Raw genomic sequence first — 1,749 nt, forward strand, 5'->3', positions numbered from 1 at the left:
TTGCGCGTGCTGCTGTCGATCGGCGGGTCCACCAACGGCATCGTGCACCTGACCGCCATCGCCGGCCGCCTGGGTATCGACATCGACCTGGCCGGGCTGGACCGCATCAGCCGCGAAACCCCCGTGCTGGTCGACCTGAAGCCGTCGGGCCAGCACTATATGGAAGACTTCCACGACGCCGGCGGCATGCTGGCGCTGCTGCGCGAGTTGCGTCCATTCCTGCACCTGGATGTGATGACGGTATCCGGCCGCACGCTGGGCCAGGAACTGGATGACGCGCCCGCGCCCTTCAAGCAGGACGTGATCCGCACGGCCGCCGCCCCCATCTACCCGGTGGGCGGCCTGGCCGTGCTGCGCGGCAACCTGGCCCCGGGCGGCGCCATCATCAAGCAGTCGGCCGCCAACCCCAAGCTGATGGAACACGAAGGCCGCGCCGTGGTGTTCGAAGACGCCGAGGACATGGCGCGCCGCATCGACGACGACGCGCTGGACGTGACCGCCGACGACATCCTGGTGCTCAAGCGCATTGGGCCCACCGGCGCGCCGGGCATGCCGGAAGCCGGCTACATGCCGATCCCCAAAAAGCTGGCGCGCGCCGGCGTCAAAGACATGGTGCGCATTTCGGACGGCCGCATGAGCGGCACGGCGGCCGGCACCATCGTGTTGCACGTCACGCCCGAATCCGCGATCGGCGGCCCGCTGGCTTACGTGCAAAATGGCGACCGCATCCGCCTGTCGGTGGCCAACCGCGAAATCGCGCTGCTGGTGGACGATGCCGAACTGGCGCGCCGCGCGGCGGAAAAGCCCATCACCCGGCCCACCGCCGACCGCGGCTACCGCAAGCTGTTCCTGCAAACCGTAACGCAGGCCGACCAGGGCGTGGATTTTGACTTCCTGCGCGCCGGCGTTACGCATGACACCGTGCCGAAGAAATAAGTGGGCCCGGCGTCAATTACCTGGCTTGAAACCCCTGGCGTAGATCGCCGTAAAGCAAACCGACCCGGCAACCTTCCGACATGAACGCCATCACGCCCGACGCCCTGCAAGCAGAGGCCCCCGACGCCACGCAATCCGCAGTGGCAGCCCTGGAAGAAGACATCGTCTTCGGCCGGCTGCACCCGCGCGAACGCCTGACCGAAGACGAGCTGATGGCGCGCTTTTCCATGAAGCGCCATGCGGTGCGCCAGGTGCTTACCGAGCTGGAACTGTTGGGCGTGGTCGAAAAAAAGCGCAACGTCGGCGCCGTGGTGCGGACATTTTCCGCACGTGAAGTCATGGAGCTGTACGCGTTGCGCGAGGTGCTGGAAGTCCACGCCGCCAGCCAGATGCCGCTACCCATTCCCGAAGCGCGGCTGGCGGCGTTGATCACGGTCCAACGCGAACACGACGCCGCCGTGGCCGACGGCGACGCACGCCGCGTGTTCCGCAGCAACCAACGCTTTCACCGCGAATTCTTCGGCCTGCTGGACAACGCGGTGCTGGGCCAGGCCATCGAGGAATACGCCCGCCGCACCCACCCGATCCGCTTCGGCACCCTGGTCGCCGCCGGCCCTCGCGAACGCGCCAGACAAGAACACTGGGCCATGATCCACGCACTGCGCGACGGCGATCGCAAGGCCCTGATGACAGTCTGCCGGGACCATTTGCTGCCCTCGCGCGACGCGTATCTGGCGTCGGAACAAACGCGGCTGCGGGCGTGATGCGCGCCGCAGGCAGGGCCGATGCGGCAAAAGCCCCGGGTTCGGCCAG

The 1,749-nt window shown here is 67.5% G+C and carries 2 protein-coding genes; both read left to right on the top strand.

Annotated elements, in window-relative coordinates:
• Positions 1–936 (top strand): dihydroxy-acid dehydratase (locus YH64_RS29990; RefSeq protein WP_046807969.1); only part of this gene is annotated, 936 nt, incomplete at its 5' end.
• Between the two features lie 80 nt (positions 937–1,016).
• The gene (locus tag YH64_RS29995; RefSeq protein WP_046807968.1) at positions 1,017–1,700 is read left to right on the top strand and encodes a GntR family transcriptional regulator; all 684 of its coding nucleotides are present in this window, start codon (positions 1,017–1,019) and stop codon (positions 1,698–1,700) included.
• Positions 1,701–1,749 lie beyond the last annotated feature (49 nt).

It is taken from the genome of Achromobacter sp. LC458, assembly GCF_001005835.2.
Classification (GTDB): domain Bacteria; phylum Pseudomonadota; class Gammaproteobacteria; order Burkholderiales; family Burkholderiaceae_B; genus Achromobacter; species Achromobacter spanius_B.

Coding starts and splice junctions, on each gene's coding strand:
- YH64_RS29995 (WP_046807968.1), top strand. CDS start 1,017: ATGAACGCCATCACGCCCGACGCCCTGCAAGCAGAGGCCCCCGACGCC.